This is a genomic window from Azospirillum sp. FG154, assembly GCF_057809575.1.
In genome coordinates this window covers 22,368-40,084 of record NZ_JBMDKF010000021.1, presented here as the reverse complement: position 1 = coordinate 40,084, position 17,717 = coordinate 22,368, and the positions used below count along the sequence as shown (strand labels likewise).

The following is a 17,717-nucleotide window of genomic DNA, read 5'->3' as shown; positions in this document are numbered from 1 at the left end:
ACCGCTGGCGTGGCCGTTGGCGTCAGGCGGGCGGAAGTCCGGCATGCAGCCAGCGACCGAGCGTCAGGACATCGAAGACGGGAAGCCCGAACCGGGCGGCGATCACGTCGGTGAAGGGCGGCAGGTTGGTGCATTCCAGCAGGATGGCCCCGATGGCCGGTTCCCGCCGCAACAGCCCCTCCACCACCGCCATCAACTCCGCTTCGAGACACAGCCGGTCGTAAGGTTCGTTCTTCTCGATCAGCCGATGGAAAGCGCCTCCCTGCGGCAGACCGGCGACCGGCGGCAAGGATGCCGTCTCCGCCAAGCCAGCTTGGCGAAAATGCGCCGACGTCAGCGAGGCCGCGTCGTAGGTGACGACGCCGATCCGGCGGTCGGTCGGCAGCATCGCCGCGATTTGCGGCAATTGCAGCAGGCTGGAGGTGGCGAGCGGGCGCGACAGCCGGGCGGCGAGCTGGCGCTGACGCAGAACCAGGAATCCACAGGAGGTCAAAAGCGCCGCCGCCCCCTGGCGGATCAGATCCTCGCCCGCCTCGACGAAGGCCTCCAACAGCCCGCCCTCGCGCCCATCGACGACGTCGCGGGGCAGCGCGCCGGACACCGTCCGATAGAGCACGGGAAACGGCCAACTGTCGGCGTTGCCGACGTCGCCGACCGGCCGCTCGAACGCGGTGTCCAGCATGATGACGCCAAGCGGTCTGCTCACGTCCGGTCTCCCCGCAAAAATCGGTCCGCACGCGCCCCAAACCCGGGGGCCCAAACCGAGGACGCCGCCGTCAGAACTGGAGTTCGGACGGGATGTCCTCCTTGTGGATGCCGACCAGCGCAAGGCTGGCGGTGATCCAGTCAGTGACCACGCCGGAGGAGCGGTTGTATTCCAACCAATTGTCCACGAAGGTGCGGAAACGCGCGCTGTCCTCGGCCCGCACGCCGGCGCAGGTCGGCTGACGGATGGCCGGGCCGGGAATGACGATCTTCCCGACATTCGGGTTCTTCTTGACCGTCACCAGCGACAGCATGGCGACCTGGATGACCAGATCGGCCCGACCGGTCTGGACGGCCAGCGTGGCCTCATCCGGGGTCTTCAGGGCGATCAGCGTGGCCTTCGGCAGAACGCGGCGGGCGAACAGATCATGGGTGGAGCCGATGTCCACCGCGACGCGGATGTCGGGCTTGTTCAGCTCCTCCCACGTCTTCGGCTCCAGCCCTTTCTTGGTGATGATGGTGAAGGTGTTCTGCATGATCGGCCGCGTGAACTCCACCACCAGCGCCCGCGACGGCGTGGGGCTGAGGCCGAACATGATGTCGATCTTGTTGGCTTGCAGATCCAGAACGGCGTTGCCCCAAGTGGTTTCGCTGATCTCCAACTCCGCTTCCAGCGACTTCGCCAGATCGCGCGCCATGCTCATGCAGAAGCCGGACCATTCGCCGGTGGCGATGTCCTTGTGATAATAGGGTTCCGTCCCGACGATGCCGGCGACACGCAGTTTCTTGGCGCTGCGGACGCGGTCGAAGGTCGATCCGGCGGTCGGCTGCTGAGCCTGCGCCGACGTGGGAAGCGCCAGAGCGCCCGCGCCAACCGCAGCCGTTCCGACGGCGGCAATTCCGACAAGTCCGGCGAAATCGCGTCTGCTGACCATATTGACCCCCTGTCCGTTCAATATTTCCGGGTTCCATTCAACCTGAGGCGGCGACTTGATCGAGGAACATTTCCAATTCCGCAGTCTTTGGCCTTTCCCTTCGGGCGGGAAGCTTCCGTTCATGAGACTATTTGATGACGCATGTCGTGCGCCGAGAAAAACATTGAAAAATGCGTCTACCATGATTTTTATTCATGATGCAGCAGACGGGCAGCCATGCGACGCTATCTCCCCTCCCTTTCGGCCCTGCACGCCTTCGAGGCGGCCGCCCGATTCATGAATTTCACCAAGGCTGCGGAAGATCTTGGCCTGACCCAAAGCGGCATCAGTCGGCAGATTCGAAATCTTGAGGAGTTTCTCGGCGTCACCCTGTTTCACCGCTCCGGCCCCCGTCTGGTCCTGACCGAGGTCGGCGCCACCTATTACCGCGATCTGGCGCTGACGCTCGACAAGTTGCAGGAAATCTCGATCGACGCGGTCCGTGGACGCAGCGTCGATTCCTCCCTGATGATCGGAACCCATCACACGCTGGCCTCACGCTGGCTGCCGGCGCGCTTGGGGTCCTTCATCGCCGCCCACCCCGAAATCCCGATCGAGGTTTCGCCGGCTCTGCCAACCACCGACTTCGACACCACGCGGTTCGACATCACCATTCTGCGCGGCGTCGGCACATGGCTGCACGCTCGGTCGATCGAGCTGTTCGCGGAAAAGCTGGCGGTCGTCGCGTCCCCTGCTCTGATCGCCGCCGGGGAGACGCTGGACCCACTGGATTTCTCCAAATTCCCGATGTTGCAGAACGCCAGCCGACCCAGCCTGTGGCTTCACTGGCTGCGCGTGGCCGGACTGAACTACAATGGACGGATTCACGGCAACCGCTTCGCCCACAACGACATGCTAATCAACGCCGCCGTCCACGGCATCGGCATCGCCGTGATCCCGACCTGCTACATCGAGCGGGAATTGGCGCGCGGTGAATTGCACATGCCGTTTGGCGAGGCCATCCGCTCCGGCGACTCCTATTATGCGGTCTATCCAGAGCGAAAGGCCCATCACCCCAGCGTCATTCTGTTCCGCGATTGGCTGATCCGTCAAACCCGTAAATACGAGCGGATCGCCACTGCGGATCATTGAGCGTCCGCTAGCGCACGGACTCAATTCAAGAGATGCAGGCAAGCGGTGAAGCAGGCCGAAAACAGACCGGCGGGAGAACGAACGCTCCCGCCGGTTGGCCTCCCTGATGGACGGCAGCCCGATCAGAAGGCGGTGCGCACGCCCGCGTACGCCGCCCGCCCTTCGCCGGGGTAGAAGATCGAGGTGGCGACCCGGCGGGCGTCCGTCACCGTGCCAATGTCGCTGACGTAGCGCTTGTTGGTCAGGTTGCGGCCATCGACGAAGACCAGCAGGCCGTTGGAAAACTCCTTGCCGACCTGAAGCCCCAACAGCGTGTGGCCGGGAACCTTCAGCGTGTTGGCCTGATCGGCCCAGGCCCCTTGCGGAACCCAATCCACCGTCGGGGTCAGATAGAAGCCGTCGTTGGCGTAGGTCAGCGTCGAGCGCAAGACATGCCGGGGCACGCCCGCCAGCCTGTTGTTTCCATATTGCCGGTCGCCGTCAAAGGTGAAGTCGTTGTAGGTCCACATCTGGCCGAAGGTCAGGCTGTCGCCCTTCTGGGCGGCGCCCGCGCCTTGGGACGGACGCTGACGGGCCGGGGCGGCGCGGGACGCAGGTTCGGGCGCCGCAAACGGCGGCCAAGCGCCGTGGGGCCAGACACAGGGCGACGTCGCCCAGCGTCGCCCAATTCGGGGCGAGCGCCTGAATCAGCACGGCCAACAGCAGGGGCGCGAGCAGCGTCCAGGCCGCCCGATGTCTGACCAATCCCCTCATCGCAGGGCGAACCGAACGGGCAACGTGACCTCCAAACGGTCGCGCCCAAGGTCGGCGGGAATTGGCGGCAGCGGCGAAGCGCGCTCAATCATGCTTTCCGCCGCGTGGTCCAGGCTCTCATGCCCCGACCCCTGCACGATGGTCCAGCGCAGGATCGTCCCATCCTGGCCGATGACGAAGCGCAGCAGCACGGTTCCTTCCTCGCGCGCCGTCTGGGCGGCGCGCGGGTAGACTTTGTAACGGGCCAGACGGGCCTGGATGGCGGCGAGATAGTCGGGCGGCGGCGCGCTTGGCGCGGCGGCGGGGCTGGGTTGCGGCGGGATCGGGGCGGATGGCGGAGACGGCGGCGTGGACGACGGCGCCGTGGACGGGGCGGGCCTGGGTCTTGCCGGGGCGGCGACGGTTTGCGGCTTGACCGGGGCGCTTCGCTTCACAGGCTGACGCGGCGGCGGCGTGGGAACGGGCGCCGGTTGAGGCGACGCGGGCGGCGGCGGTTCCGGGGCGGGCGGCTCGACCGGCTGCGGTTCCAAGGCGGCGCGTTCTGGTTCCGGCGTCAGCTCGACCGGGGGTTCCGGCGTCGGGGCGGGTTGCGCCTCGACCGACGGCTCGGGTGGAGCGGGCGGCGGCGGCGAAGGTTCCAGTTCCAACTCGAAGGCGACCGCCAACGCCGTCGGGGGCGGCGGCGGCTTTTCCGCGCCCAGCAGGACGACGAGCGCGAGCGCCCCCCCGTGCAGCGTCAGCGACAGCGGCAAGGGCCACCGGCTGCGCGCGGCGCGCGGAACGGCAGGGCGGGGCGTCGTCCCCTCCGCCGCGCGAAGGGGTCCGGCGCACGGATGGTCTGGAAACAGGGAACATCACCGGGATGAAAGGCGAACCAGGGCCTGCCCGACGCGACGCCCGCCTTGGCCCCATCGGGCGCGCACGCGCGCGTTTGACGGATGGAAAACCAAGCGAGAGCGGTGAATCGGACGAAACCGCGCGAGAATACGGCGCGTCAGACCGTGGGCGGCGCCCGTGGCGCGTGGCGGGGGCGGAACGGCGCGGGGCGGGCGACGCCCGGCCCGTCCAAGAGGCCGACCCGTTGGAACCGCGCGAACGCCGCCGTCCCAGCCGCGTCGTCGGGGGGCAGCGCGTGGGCCGACAGCGCCAGACAAAAGGCGCATGGCCCGCCATGCTCACGCGCGCCGGTGGGTTGGTCGGATCCGTCGGGATCCTCCCAAACCGCGCCGCATCCGGCGACGGCGCTGGACGCTTCGACCGCGACCAGGGCGTGAAGGGCGAGCGTCGGATCCGTTTGGGCGCGGCCAACCCGCGCGGCCATGGCGACATCCGGCAGGATGGTTTGGACCAGAATGGCGATCAACGCCATCCAGACGCGCCAAGGCCGCCGACCGGGGGCAGGCCCCGACGCGCCGTTTTTGGCCGCCCTGATCGTCCAACCCCGTCCGCGCGTCACGCTTGAGCGCCCCCCTGCCCTCACTTGTTTCGGCTTTATCACACCGCGACCGTCGCCACCACAATGGACCGAACGGTCGCCCTGGGATTTTCAGCGCAGGATTGCCGGAAACCTCTCCTGCGCCAGAACCACCTCGGCCATCGCGTCTTCTCGCGCTCATGGGCGGCGGTCAGCGTTTCATGCCGTCCATCTGAGTCCCATGACTGTACGGACTGGGAAATGTTGGAAGGGCGTATAAAGTGATTTACTAAATCGTTTTACTAGGCGTATGATCGCCCCATCGACAACGCGCGCCGCCCCCAGCGGATCGCCCCGCGACGGGCAGGGTCCACAGAGCGCTGCGGCGCGCGGTCGCCAAGATCCCGGCGGTTCGCGCAACGAAACCGACCGGCAACCGATGCGGAGGAAATTGATGAAACGCCGTCTTGTCGCCGCGTTTGCGCTGACCGCGCTGACCGCGCTCTCCACCATCGCCGAAGCGAAAACCACCCTCAGCGTCTGGTACCACGCCGGTCGGCCGGCGGAACGGCAGGTGCTGGAGGACCAGATCACCCGCTTCCAAAAGGAAAATCCGGAGATCGAGATCAAGGCCGTGCAGTTGCCGGAGGGCAGCTACAACGACCAGATCAGCGCCGCCGCCCTCAGCAACAGCCTGCCCGATCTGCTCGATTTCGACGGCCCGCTGCTGGCCAACTACGTCTGGTCGGGCCATGTCCGCCCGCTCAACGGCCTGCTGCCGCAGGAGATCATCGAGGATCTGCTGCCCTCGCTGACGGCGCAGGGAACCTACCCGATCGACGGCAAGCTGTACGGCGTCGGCGCCTTCGACAGCGGTCTGGCCCTGTGGGCGAACCGCAAGCTGCTGGAAAAGGCGCAGATCCGCATCCCCACCACCCCGGAAGACGCCTGGACCCTGGCCGAATTTGAAGACGCCATGACCCGCCTGTCCAAGCTGGACGGCGTCAAATGGCCGCTCGACGTCAAGCTGAACTACGGAAACGGCGAATGGTTCACCTACGGCTTTTCGCCGCTGGTGCAATCCTTCGGCGGCGACCTGATCGACCGCAAGAGCTGGAAGGCCGCCGGCGCCCTGGACAGCGACGGTTCGGCGCGCGGCCTGGGCAAGCTTCAGGAATGGATCAAGCGCGGCTGGGTGGTTCCGGCCTCGGCGGGCGACACCGCCTTTTACGGCGACAAGACCGCCGCGCTGGCGCTGGTCGGCCATTGGGCCTTCCCCAACCATGACGGCGGCCTGGGGGCCGACGCCATCCTGGTGCCGATGCCGAAATTCGGGACCCGCCACGTCACCGGCCTGGGGTCGTGGAACTGGGGCATCTCCAGCGAAAGCAAGCGCGCGACGGAGGCCGCCGCCTTCCTCGCCTTCCTGATGCGGCCCGACGAGATCCTGCGCATCGCCAACGCCAACGGGGCCGTTCCCGGTCGCAAGGCGGCGATCCCGCAATCGGATCTCTACAAGGAGGGCGGGCGTCTGAACCTCTATTACAAGCAACTGCTGACCATCGGGGTGTCGCGTCCCTTCCACCCGGCCTATCCGTTGCTGACCCGCGCCTTTGCCGACGCCGTCAGCAACGTGGTGTCAGGGGCCGATGCGAAGACCGAATTGCGCAAGGCCGCTTCGCGCGTTGATCGTGGCGTCGCCGAAAACGGCGGCTACCCGCCCTTCGGCAGCAAGTAATCCACCGCAGCGCCGCCGTCATCCCGACCGAACGCGGCGCGGCCTGCCAGCCGCGCCGTCGTCGAAGGAACCGAAGCCGTGACCGATCCATCCCCCCCACCCCAACCGACCGCCGCCGGGGGCCGCAACGCCCGCCCCGCCAGCCCCACCACAGGCGCCGCCACCAGCCACGCGGCCAACCGGCGCGCCGTCGCGCTCATGCTGACCCCGGCGCTGCTGCTGCTCGCCCTGTTTCTGGTGCTGCCCTTTCTGCTGTCGATCGGGTTGTCCGTCACCAATTACAACCTGCTCAACCGGCGGGCGATGACGCTGTTCGTGGGCTTGGCGAATTACGCCTCGATCCTGGAGGATGAACGGTTCTGGCGAGCGGCCTGGAACACGGCGCGCTTTGCCCTGGTGACGGTCCCGGTGCAAAGCGCGTTGGCCCTGCTGCTGGCCGTTCTTGTCAACAGCGGGCTGCCGGGGCGCAATCTGTTCCGGGGCGTCTATTTCCTGCCGACCGTGCTGTCGATGGCGGTGGTCAGCGTGATTTGGGCCGGGCTGTTGCGCGCGCCCCAAGGCGTGCTGAACGCGCTGGTCGGCGCGCTGTCGGGCGGCGCGCTCGGCCCCTATGACTGGCTGGGCGACGACACGCTGGCGATGCCCACCATCATCGTCCTGTCGGTGTGGCAGGGGGTGGGATTCCAGATGGTCATCTATCTGGCCGGTCTGCAAGCGATCAACGCCGAACTGTACGAGGCCGCGCGGATCGACGGAGCCAGCCGCTTTCAGCAATTCATCCACATCACCCTGCCGTCGCTGCGCAACACCCATGTGTTCGTCGTGCTCGCCACCACGGTGCTGGCCTTCAAGCTGTTCGGTCAGGTCGATGTTCTGACCCAGGGCGGCCCGTTGGACAGCACCAACACCCTGGTGCGTTACCTCTTCAACTCCGGCTTCCGGGAGCACCGTGTCGGTTATGCCTCCGCCGCCTCGGTGCTGTTTTTTCTGCTGGTTCTGGGCATCACCTTGGTCCAGCGCGCGCTGGTCCGCGAAGACCGGGAGATCTGACCGATGGCCTCCGTTTCATCCCGCACCCTCCGCCTGACCTCCCCCGCCACCCTGCTGACCTACGCCGCCATGCTGGCCGCCGCGTCGATCATGCTGGGTCCGCTGGTGGTCATGCTCGTCACCAGCCTGAAGCCGGACACGTTGCAAATCGTCCAGGATCTGGGCGGGGTCGGGGCCTTCATCCCCGGTCCGGTCAGCTTGGAAAATTACAGGCGGGTTCTGGCCGACCAGCAGATGCCGTTCCTGCGCTTCCTGGTCAACACCCTGGTCGTCGTCGTCTCCATCGTCGGCCTGGGCGTCATCGTCAATTCGATGGCGGCCTATTGTCTGGCCCGCCGCCGCTTTCGTGGCCGCGATCTTCTGCTGGCGGTCATCATCGCGCTCATCATCGTGCCGGTGGAAAGCCTGGCGGTCCCGCTGCTGATGATGGTCAATCAATTGGGCTGGATGGACAGCTACCACGTCCAGATCGTGCCCTTCATCGCGCATCCTTTCTCCATTTTCCTGTTTTATCAATATTTCGCCAAGCTTCCCAAGGATCTGGACGAAGCCGCCGCGATGGACGGCGCGTCCGCCTGGCGGATCTACTGGTCGATCATCATGCCGCTCAGCGCCCCGGTGATCGCCACCGTCGCCATCCTTCAGGGGCTGGAGTTCTGGAGCGCCTATCTCTGGCCGCTGATGGTCACGCGCGGGGTGGAATTCCGCCCGCTGTCGGTCGGCGTCGCCCAGTTCTTCGGCCAGGAACCGCGCCAGTGGGGGGAGGTGATGGCCTTCGCCAACATGGCCTCCCTGCCGGTCATCATCGCCTATCTCGCCTTTCAACGTTGGTTCATCCAAAGCGTCGTCGGCTCCGCCGTCAAAGGATAAGTCATGTTCAATCCGCCCGATCAGTATGTGTGGGATTTCTGGACCGTTCAGGACGGGGAGGACACGCATCTGTTCTATCTGCGCGCGCCGCGCAGCCTGCCCGACCCGGAGATGCGGCACGCCAACGCCCGCTGCGGTCACGCCGTCTCCCGCGACCTGACGCGCTGGACCGAGCTGCCGGTGGCGTTGGAGCCGGGTCCGACCGGCTCCTGGGACGACCGGGCGATCTGGACGGGCAGCGTCTGCCGCGTCGGCGACCGTTGGGCGATGCTCTACACCGGCACCAATTGGGCCGAGGACGGCAAGATCCAGCGCGTCGGTCTGGCCTGGTCGGACGATCTGACCCAGTGGACCAAGGATCCGGCCAACCCGGTGATCGTGGCCGATCCCGCCCGCTATCTCGGCCAGAATCCCGACCATCAGCAGGAACTGGCGTGGCGCGACCCCTTCCTGATGGCCGATCCGGCGGGGGACGGCTATCTCGCCTACATCACCGCCCAGCGGCGCGACGGCGGCCCCGGCAAGCCTGGATGCGTCGCCCTGGCCCGCTCGCGCGATCTGCGCGCCTGGACCGTCGAGGGGCCGGTGACGGAGATGGACGAGTTTTTCCTGATGGAGATCCCGCAGGTGATCCCATGGAACAGCCGCTACATCCTGATCTTCAACGCCGACAAGAGTTGGGTGCGGGCCGACAGCGCCGCGCCGGTGGCGACCGGGGCCTTCTACGCCCTGTCCGACAGCCCCTATGGCGGGTTCCGCTACGCCGGGCCGGTGGCCGTCGGCCAGACCAACGCGCTGTTCGGCGCCAAGATCGCCCCCGGCCCGGATGGACAGCCGATGGTCCTGAGCTGGCAGGGCTACCAGCCCGACGGCTCCTTCCTGGGCGGCCTGACCGATCCCGCGCCGCTGCGCATCGGCCCGGATGGCCGCATCGAGAGCCTCACGCCCTAACCCCCTCCTTCCCCGCAACCCGCACACAGAGGGACCGCCGCCATGGCCCCCGTATCGCTGCGCCAGATCCGCAAGAGCTATCATGAGCTGTCGGTGATCCACGGCATCGACCTGGAAATCGCCGACGGCGAGTTCATCGTCTTCGTCGGCCCGTCGGGCTGCGGGAAATCGACCCTGCTGCGCATGATCGCCGGGTTGGAGGAGATCACCGGCGGCGATCTGGTGATCGACGGGGCGCTGGCCAACCATCAAAGCCCGGTGGAACGCGGCGTGGCGATGGTTTTCCAGTCCTACGCCCTCTACCCGCACATGACGGTGCGCGACAACATGGCCTTCGGCCTGAAAATGGCGAAGGCTGACCGCGCCCTGATCGAGCAGCGGGTGGCGGAGGCCGCGCGCATCCTGCATCTGGAACGCTACCTCGACCGGCGGCCCAGCGCCCTGTCGGGCGGGCAGCGCCAGCGCGTGGCCATCGGGCGGGCCATCGTCCGCCACCCCAAGGTGTTCCTGTTCGACGAACCGCTGTCGAACCTGGACGCCGCCCTGCGGGTGAACACGCGGCTGGAAATCGCCCGGCTGCACCGGGATCTGGGCAACACCATGATTTACGTGACGCACGATCAGGTGGAGGCGATGACGCTGGCCGACCGCATCGTGGTGCTGAACGGCGGGCGGGTGGAGCAGGTCGGGACCCCGGCGGAGCTGTACGAACGGCCCGCCAACCGCTTCGTCGCCAGCTTCATCGGCTCTCCCGCCATGTCCTTCCTGCCCGGCCAGATCGCCGGATTCGACGATGGGCGTTTGACGCTGGCGCTCGCCGATGGCCGCCCCATCCCCACCCGCCACCGGGTGAGCGAGGCCACCCGGCTGGGCGACCCGGTGACGATCGGCCTGCGGCCCGAACATCTGGCCCCGGACGGCCCCGGCGGCGCCGCTTTGCCGGTGGAAATCCAGGACATCGAGTATCACGGCGACCGCCGCTTTCTCTACGCCTCGGCGCCGGGGGCGAACGGTCTGACGATGGCCGTTCCCGGTGGGCGGCGCTTCCAGGTCGGCGACCGCTTCGACGCCCGTTTCGACCCCGCCGCCCTGCACGTCTTCGACGGCACGGGCGTGGCGCTGCCGGTCTGAGGGGGCGACGACCCGCCAGCCAAGGTCATAGGCCGCAGCCTTCCCTTTCCAGAGCGGAGACCGGCGGTATAGGATCGTCGGGTTTCCGCATCCGGTTTGGACGATCATGGCCCGCCGCCCCACCATCCGCAGTGTCGCCGAAGAGGCCGGGGTGTCCCCAACCACGGTGTCGCTGGTGCTCAACAACAACGCCAGCGCCATCCCGGAAGCGACCAAGGAACGGGTGGTGCAGGCGGTGCGCAAGCTGGGCTACCGGCCCAACCCCAGCGCGCGCGCGCTCAGCTCCTCGCAAACCCACACCATCGGCTTCATCACCGACGTGATCGCCTCCTCCGGCTACGCCGGGCGCAGCATCGCCGGGGCGCAGGAACTGTGTTGGGCCAACGACAAGGTTCTGCTGATCGTCAACACCGGGGGCGACGCCGCCATCGCCCGGGCCGCCGTGGAGATGCTGTGCGACCGGCAGGTCGATGGGGTGATCTACGCCGCCATGTCGATGTGCGGGGTGGATCTGCCCGACGCGCTGTTGCAAATCCCGACGATTCTGGTGAACGCCTATGACCGCCAGGGCCGCTTCCCGGCGATTTTGGCGGATGAGGAATTGGGCGGCCACACCGCCACCCGAACCCTGATCGACGCCGGTCATCGCCGCATCGGCATGCTCTATGGCGTGCCGGAGGTCGATGCCGGTCTGGCGCGTCTGGCGGGCCACCGCCGGGCGCTGGCCGAGGCGGGCATCGCCTTTGACCCCGCTCTCGTCATCCCTGACTGTTGGTTCCCCGAGGGTGGCTACCGCTCCACCAAGGCCCTGATGACGCTGGATGAACCGCCGACGGCGCTGTTCTGCGTCAACGATTGGGTGGCGATGGGCTGTTACGAGGCGGTGAAGGAACTGGGCCTGTCGATCCCCGGCGATCTGGCGATCATTGGTTACGACAACCACGAATTGGCCGGTCTGCTGCGCCCCGGCCTGACCACCATGCAGCTTCCCCACTATGACCTTGGCCGCAAGGCGGTGGAATGCCTGCTGGCCCCGGCGGGATCGGTCGAGCCGAACGCCGTCATCCGCCTCCCCTGCCCGCTCATCCGCCGCCAGTCGGTGTGAGCGCGCCCGCGCCGACGATTTTTCGCCGCGCCGTTGCCCGGAACACCCCGCTGGATTAGGACTTTGCGCCTGATTGTCTGCGGAGTGTGTTCCATGCCCACCGCCGCCCCCGCCCTCCGTCATCACCCCGTGCTCGTGCTCCCGCGACAGGGCGGCGGGCGATGCCGTGCAACGGGTGAACAGGGGCCGGAAATCTGTCGCACGGTGTTTCATATGTTCCATTCACCGACCGAGGCCGGGCGCAGCCAAGGCCACGCTTTCCCGATCAACCAATTGATGTTTATTGGTTTTCCGTCATGCCCGTTCCCACCCCGCCCGACCCGCTCCACCTGGTCGGTGCTTCAGGCGGATGTTGCACGATGATTTAATAAAACGTTTTACTAAATCGATTGACTCAAAATGATGGCGTCTCGTACAATCCGGACCCAGCAGGATTGACGGGGACCCGTCGCCCGCCATCACCCGCTCGTTCTTACCCTCTGCATTTCGCACATCCACCGCTTCGGCTCCGCCCATCCACAGGGCGGAAGCGGTGACGCCTGCGGCTTGTCCGCTGCCCCCCGGTCTGTGACGGGGCCGGGGGACCGGCGAAGCCATGGCTTTGCTCTCTTTTGCAAAAACACACACAACGGGAGGTCCTATGACTCAGGTTCGGCTTTGCGGCGTGGCCGCCATCGCCCTTGCCGCCCTTGGCGGCGCCGCCGCCAACGCAGCCCCGAAGTTCGACATCATCCTGGGCGGCGAAGCCTATTTCGAGGCTGGCGTCGTCGGCCAGTCGCTGAAAAGCGGGCAACGCTCCACCGAATTCCGCAACCGCTTCCAGTTGAAGGTGTCGCCGACCGCCACCGCCGACAACGGGCTGGAATACGGCGCGCGCGTCACCCTCCAGGCGTCCAACGGCGACCGCACCGTCTCCGACGACGGAGCCTACCTGTTCGTCAAGGGCGGGTTCGGCCAGATCAGCGCGGGGGCGTTGGGTGGGCCGAGCGACGGGACCGGCGTGATCGCGCCGTCGGATTGGGGCACCGGCGGCGTTGACGGCAGCTACGCCGCCTTCCTCGGCAACACCGGCTCCAACGTGCCGAGCATGACCACCAACCTGAAGGCGTTCAAAACCGGCGACGCGGGCACCCGCGTGCTCTACGCCAGCCCGCGCTTTTCCGGCTTCCAGGCCGTGGTCAGCTACCAGCCCAAGACCGGCAATTTCCACACCAGCGTGGATCGCGGCAAGACGGTGGCCGCCGCCGATTCCTTCCGCAGCGGCGGCTATTCCGACGTCTATGAAGGCGGCTTCAACTACGCCGACACGCTGGGCGACGTGACCGTCGCGGGCGACGTCTTCGTCATTGGCGGCCAGGCCCGCAACACCAGCGCCGGGACCAGCTTTGAACGGCTGTCGTCCTACCATGTCGGTCTGTCGGCGGCCTATGGCGGGCTGAAGGTCGGCGGCAGCTACGCCTATGGCGGCAAGAGCGGCTACATCACCCGCAGCAGCAACGCGCTCGCCACTGATCGCGGCGCGCAGGATGTGTGGACGGTCGGCGCGCAATACACCACCGGGGCCTACACGCTGGGCGTGGGCTATCTGCGCTCCAAGGACGCGGGCGACCTGACGGCGCGCGGCGACCGCCGCTTCAACCTCATCACCACCGGGCTGCGCTACACCGTGGCCCCCGGTCTGGCTCTGGGAGCCGAATACAATCACTTCGACCTGAAGTCCGACGCCGCCTCCCAGAACGACCGTGGAAACATCGTGCTGTTGCGCTCGACCCTGGTCTTCTGATCCCGACGCGTGGCGGCGCGGCGCAGCTCTGCGCCGCCACGCTCCTTCCTGTCTTGCAACGGATGCTCTCCGGCATGCTCACCCCCTCCTCATCCACCGCGCATTCCCGCCATCGGTTCGGCGTGCGCGCCAAACTGCGTCTGGCCTTCACCGGCATGGCGGGGTTGACCATCGCCGCCGTTCTGGTCGGCCTGTGGTCTTTTGCGGCGGTGGAAGATCCATTGGGCCGCATCGTCGGAAACAGCCTGCCCGGGCTGGAGCTGGCCAAGCGGCTGGCGGTCGACAGCGGCGGTCTGGTCATGGCCGCCCCCACCCTGGAGGCTGCGGACCGACCCGAGGAGCGGGAACGGCGCTTTGCTGAGATCCAGGCGCGCGGGCGGGCGCTGGTCGGCCTGGTCGACACCCTGGAAACCCGGCAACCCGGGACCACCACGGTCGCCGCCCTGCGCAACGGCGCCGCCGCCCTGATCGCCGTTCTGGAAGAGGAAAACACCGCCGTCGCCGAGCGCCAGGCCATCCGCACCCGGCGCGACAACGCCCTGGCCGCGCTGGGGCGTGGGGTGGACGCCTTCACCGAACAGCTTGCCCCCATCATCGAGAGCACCGGCGTCGATCTGCGCACCCAGGGCGACACGCTGGGCGTGTCGCTGGATTGGGAGTTGGACGGCGTGGCCGACGCGTTGGCGGGTCTGCTCAACGTTGAGGCCCAGCGCGCCGCCGCCCTCCCCGAAAGCGGCCCCTCCGACCACCCTGAGGCCGCCGCGCGGGCCGGGTTGGAACGCGAAACCGCCGCTGCGGCCGGGGCCTATCTGCAAGACCTGCGACGGGCCGCCGACGCCGCCCGCGCGCTGGGACGGGAGTCCCTGCCCCCTTTGCTGACCAAAGGGTTGGGCAACTTTCGCGCTTATCTGGAGATCGGCAGCCACGCCACCACCGTCGCCGGTCTGCTGCGCGAAGCCGCCCAGGCGGCGGATGACCGGCGACTGACCCAGCTTGAGGAGCAGTTCGCCAGCGCCCGGGTGTTGCTGACCAACCGGCTGAAGCCGCTGCGCCGCACCGCCGACGCCCGCGTCACCGGTCTGCTGGACGCCGCCGATCATCTGCTGAGCTTTGGGTCGGGGGACAGCGGCCAGTTCGCCCTGCGCCGGGCAGAACTGGCGGTGGCGCAGCGCATTCAACGGATTCTGGACGACAGCCGGAGTCTCGCCGCCGTTTTTTCCGACCGGGTGGGGGAACAGACCGACCGCATCAAGGCCGAGGCCGACGCCGACTCGCTCGCCGCGCTCCAGGCGATGGCCGCAGGGCGTTTCAGCCTTGCCCTGGTCGCGGCGGTCAGCTTGCTCGCCGCCCTGGCGCTGGGCTGGCTGGTGGTGCGGCGCATGATCCTGACACCCCTGCATCACCTGTCGCAAGCGATGCGCGCCATCGCCGCCGGACGCCTGGACACCCCGATTCCGGGCGCCCGCGCCGATGAAATCGGCGAGATGACGCAGGCCCTGACCATCTTCCGCGACATCGCCAGCCGCACGCGCGACGTCCACGCCCAGGCCGAGGCGGAGCGCGAGCGCGCCGCGCAGGAACGGCGGCGGACGATGATCGAACTCGCCGAAAATTTTGAGAGCCGCGTGCGCTCCGTGTTGGACCGGGTGGCGGCGGCGGCGGACGCCATGCAGACGATGGCCCAGCGGATGAGCGACAACGCCCGCGCCACCACGCAGGAAACCTCGACCGCCGCCGACACCTCCCGTCTGGCGGACGACAGCGTGCAGGCGGTGGCGGCGGCGACCGACACCCTGTCGCGCGCCATCCGCGACATCGGCGACCGGGTGCAGCGCTCCAGCGTGATCGCCCGCGACGCCGTCGGCGCGGTCGCCCGCAGCAACCGCACCATCGACGAGCTGTCCGACAGCACACGCAAGATCGGGGCGGTGATGCGACTCATCAACGGCATCGCCAGCCAAACCAACCTGCTGGCGCTCAACGCCACCATCGAGGCCGCCCACGCGGGCGACGCGGGAAAGGGCTTCGCCGTGGTGGCGCACGAGGTGAAGACGCTGGCCGGGCAGGTCGGCGCGGCGACGGAGGACATCGCCCGGCAGATCGCCTCGATGCGCACGGTGGCGGAGGAGGCGGTGGAGGCGATCCAATCCATCGACGCCACCATCCGCCACATCAACGACCTGACCACCGCCGTCGCCCTGTCCACCGAAGAGCAAAGCCGCGCCACCCAGGACATCGCCCGCAACGTGCTGCTCGCAAGCGACGGGTCGCTGCGCGTGCGCGGCAGCATCGAATCGGTGGCGCGCGCGGCCACCGAATCCGGGGAAACGGCGGGTCAGGTGCTCTCCGCCTCCTCCACGGTGTTGGGCGAAATCCACGCGCTGAGCCAACAGGTCGAACGGCTGGTTGAGCACATGCGGGCGGGGTGATGACGGCGGTGATGACGAGTTTGGAGGCAAGAAGACGACCGACTTCTGGACTGCGGAAGGCTGGCCGCATCTCGCCATCGTGGTGGATCTGCGCTCCCGCCGCATCGGCGCCCGCACCATCGAAGAACTGTGGAAGGCCGTCGGCTCCATCTGCGACCTGTATACACCCGACGAGTGCTGGAATTATCTCAGACACGCCGAGCGCGCGTCAGATCAAACGCTCTAAACTCTGAATGATTGAGTCGGATGTTCGCGCATCCGCTGACCGCGCGTTGGATGCACAGGACAAAGCATATCCGATATCCATGCAAATGTAATGACATTATGGCATATTTTGCGTGTTGGCTGCTTTAGTCATGGGACTCGGCCCCGGGAGAGATCTGACGGTTAAGGCGACGTCCGGAATAACTGCGGATAGGAATTCTTGGCAAAACAGGGTCGAATTTATAATCAAATTATGAAAATACACGTTTTAATGGAAAATAATTCCGAAAATTTGCCTCTGTCGAGATTTTTACCTCCGGCAACAACTAGGATTTTCTCATTTTTGTTATTTTATTTCAGAAGAATATCTCCCAAAATGATATATGAGAAAAGTTTTATCACCCTAAAAATCTATTTTTTGAGCATTGACAACCAAACCTCGCCTCCGTATTGATAGTATGTCCTTACATACTGTCGCCCTGCCAGGGCTTGTGGCGACAAAATGTCCGCGAGAGGATCCAACATGCTGACTGAAGAGATCCGGCGCATCCCGCCCAAGATCCTGACTGAAGACCAACGAGAGTTCTATTTTCAGAATGGATATCTGCTTCTTGAAAGTATTATTTCGGAGGAGTGGCTTGATCGGCTTCGGGCGGCGACAGCCGAGATGGTGGAACGCAGCCGAAAGATGGAGAGATCGGACAAGGTTCTGGAACTCGAACCTGGCCATTCGGCGGAGGCCCCGCGTCTGCGGCGCGTCACAAGCCCGGTCGACCACCATCCCGAATACTGGCATTTCGCTCGCGACTCGATTATCGCCGATATCGCCGCAGATCTGGTTGGTCTAGATGTCAAATTCCACCATTCAAAGCTGAATTTCAAATGGGCTCGTGGTGGAACCGAGGTAAAATGGCACCAGGATGCTCCATACTGGCCACATACAAATTACAGTTCCCTGACTTTCGGAACCTACCTCAATGACTGCTCTGTCAATCAGGCCCCTCTTGTCGTTCTCCCAAAAAGCCAGGACGGTCCTCTCTATGAACATTACGATGACAACGGTGTGTGGATCGGCGCACTGAAGCAGGCAGATACCGAAGTCCTACCAGTGCATCGGGCCGTATCATTGCCCGGCCCGGCGGGATCAGTGACCATTCACAATTGCCGCACATTGCACAGTTCAGGACGCAATGAAACGGATGAAGGCCGCCCGCTGCTGCTGAACACCTACAGTGCGGTGAACTCCATGCCCTATACCGCAAACCCAATCCCGAGCAGCCACGCGGCTGAGATCGTGCGCGGCAAGCCAGCCCGCTGGGCCGTCCACGACCCGCGACCGTGCCCGATGCCCCCGGATTGGTCCGGCGGCAACTACACCAGCATCTTCTCCTATCAACAAAGAGAAGCTGGATAATTATAAATAATATTGCTCATCACAGCAATATAACTGGAATGTTTTTTGGGTATTATCCGACAATTTTCCGATCTTTGTCTGTTCCACAATGTGAGCACACCCTG

At 66.0% G+C, this 17,717-nt stretch carries 16 protein-coding genes; 11 read left to right on the top strand and 5 right to left on the bottom strand.

The window, feature by feature from the left end; translation table 11 throughout:
* Positions 1-22 precede the first annotated feature (22 nt).
* Together ACODS4_RS20960 and ACODS4_RS20955 are read right to left on the bottom strand one after the other, a co-directional pair.
* Entirely contained in the window at positions 23-706 is a 684-nt protein-coding gene (locus ACODS4_RS20960; RefSeq protein ID WP_488867151.1) for an aspartate/glutamate racemase family protein, read from the bottom strand.
* A 70-nt stretch (positions 707-776) separates the two neighbouring features.
* Positions 777-1,640, bottom strand: coding sequence for a transporter substrate-binding domain-containing protein (locus tag ACODS4_RS20955; protein ID WP_488867149.1), 864 nt, complete (start codon positions 1,638-1,640; stop codon positions 777-779).
* A 216-nt stretch (positions 1,641-1,856) separates the two neighbouring features.
* On the opposite strand from ACODS4_RS20955, the gene ACODS4_RS20950 reads away from it, so the two are divergent.
* Positions 1,857-2,771 (top strand): LysR substrate-binding domain-containing protein, encoded by a 915-nt coding sequence (locus ACODS4_RS20950; protein WP_488867147.1) that lies wholly within the window; start codon positions 1,857-1,859, stop codon positions 2,769-2,771.
* Between the two features lie 122 nt (positions 2,772-2,893).
* On the opposite strand, the gene ACODS4_RS20945 is transcribed toward ACODS4_RS20950, so the two are convergent.
* The 3 genes from ACODS4_RS20945 to ACODS4_RS20935 form a co-directional block, all read right to left on the bottom strand.
* Positions 2,894-3,280 (bottom strand): TonB-dependent receptor domain-containing protein, encoded by a 387-nt coding sequence (locus tag ACODS4_RS20945; RefSeq protein WP_488867145.1) that lies wholly within the window; start codon positions 3,278-3,280, stop codon positions 2,894-2,896.
* A gap of 240 nt (positions 3,281-3,520) precedes the next feature.
* Complete coding sequence (locus ACODS4_RS20940) at positions 3,521-4,276, bottom strand: energy transducer TonB family protein (protein WP_488867143.1); 756 nt, start codon at positions 4,274-4,276, stop codon at positions 3,521-3,523.
* Between the two features lie 242 nt (positions 4,277-4,518).
* Entirely contained in the window at positions 4,519-4,893 is a 375-nt protein-coding gene (locus tag ACODS4_RS20935; protein ID WP_488867141.1) for a hypothetical protein, read from the bottom strand.
* Between the two features lie 499 nt (positions 4,894-5,392).
* On the opposite strand from ACODS4_RS20935, the gene ACODS4_RS20930 reads away from it, so the two are divergent.
* The 10 genes from ACODS4_RS20930 (at position 5,393) to ACODS4_RS20885 (ending at position 17,613) form a co-directional block, all read left to right on the top strand.
* A complete protein-coding gene (locus tag ACODS4_RS20930) occupies positions 5,393-6,676 on the top strand; it encodes an ABC transporter substrate-binding protein (protein WP_488867139.1) in 1,284 nt (427 codons plus the stop codon).
* Positions 6,677-6,754: 78 nt separating this feature from the next.
* Entirely contained in the window at positions 6,755-7,726 is a 972-nt protein-coding gene (locus tag ACODS4_RS20925; RefSeq protein ID WP_488867137.1) for a carbohydrate ABC transporter permease, read from the top strand.
* Positions 7,727-7,729: 3 nt separating this feature from the next.
* Entirely contained in the window at positions 7,730-8,596 is an 867-nt protein-coding gene (locus ACODS4_RS20920; protein WP_488867135.1) for a carbohydrate ABC transporter permease, read from the top strand.
* A 3-nt stretch (positions 8,597-8,599) separates the two neighbouring features.
* Positions 8,600-9,547 carry a hypothetical protein gene (locus ACODS4_RS20915; protein WP_488867133.1) on the top strand — a complete coding sequence of 316 codons (948 nt, stop codon included), beginning with the start codon at positions 8,600-8,602 and terminating at the stop codon, positions 9,545-9,547.
* Between the two features lie 42 nt (positions 9,548-9,589).
* The gene (locus ACODS4_RS20910; protein ID WP_488867131.1) at positions 9,590-10,678 is read left to right on the top strand and encodes an ABC transporter ATP-binding protein; all 1,089 of its coding nucleotides are present in this window, start codon (positions 9,590-9,592) and stop codon (positions 10,676-10,678) included.
* A 106-nt stretch (positions 10,679-10,784) separates the two neighbouring features.
* Positions 10,785-11,783 carry a LacI family DNA-binding transcriptional regulator gene (locus tag ACODS4_RS20905; protein WP_488867129.1) on the top strand — a complete coding sequence of 333 codons (999 nt, stop codon included), beginning with the start codon at positions 10,785-10,787 and terminating at the stop codon, positions 11,781-11,783.
* Between the two features lie 640 nt (positions 11,784-12,423).
* Positions 12,424-13,566 carry a porin gene (locus tag ACODS4_RS20900; protein WP_488867127.1) on the top strand — a complete coding sequence of 381 codons (1,143 nt, stop codon included), beginning with the start codon at positions 12,424-12,426 and terminating at the stop codon, positions 13,564-13,566.
* A gap of 74 nt (positions 13,567-13,640) precedes the next feature.
* A complete protein-coding gene (locus ACODS4_RS20895) occupies positions 13,641-15,995 on the top strand; it encodes a methyl-accepting chemotaxis protein (RefSeq protein ID WP_488867125.1) in 2,355 nt (784 codons plus the stop codon).
* Positions 15,973-16,221, top strand: a complete 249-nt coding sequence (locus ACODS4_RS20890; RefSeq protein WP_488867123.1) for a hypothetical protein — start codon at positions 15,973-15,975, stop codon at positions 16,219-16,221. Before ACODS4_RS20895 ends, ACODS4_RS20890 begins: the two co-directional genes overlap by 23 nt.
* Before the next feature lie 501 nt (positions 16,222-16,722).
* Entirely contained in the window at positions 16,723-17,613 is an 891-nt protein-coding gene (locus ACODS4_RS20885; RefSeq protein ID WP_488867121.1) for a phytanoyl-CoA dioxygenase family protein, read from the top strand.
* Positions 17,614-17,717 lie beyond the last annotated feature (104 nt).